This is a genomic window from Oleiphilus sp. HI0117, from assembly GCF_001635235.1.
In genome coordinates this window covers 1-258 of record NZ_LWGA01001211.1, presented here as the reverse complement: position 1 = coordinate 258, position 258 = coordinate 1, and the positions used below count along the sequence as shown (strand labels likewise).

The following is a 258-nucleotide window of genomic DNA, read 5'->3' as shown; positions in this document are numbered from 1 at the left end:
TCCAATCTTCTTTAGTGGTGGATTGGCATTCGGGCCAATTGCACTGGCGGTACTTGCAGCTGTCAATTTCGGTTTTTGGGTACACTCTATGAGACATGCTGACAGTTATCAGGATTTCAACACTAATAACTTGGTAACTGCATTAGGAATCTCAGGGGGGTATGCTTTATTGAAGTTAGGAGCAAATAGAAAGACGATTCCTCTTATAGTATTTTTTGAGGGACTTCTCTTGGCATGGTCGGCTCCATGAAGAATAAA

At 41.9% G+C, this 258-nt stretch carries 1 protein-coding gene; it reads left to right on the top strand.

Annotated elements, in window-relative coordinates; all coding sequences use genetic code 11:
• On the top strand, positions 1 to 250 hold a 250-nt coding region (locus A3757_RS27755), incomplete at its 5' end, for a hypothetical protein (RefSeq protein WP_231878346.1).
• Positions 251 to 258 lie beyond the last annotated feature (8 nt).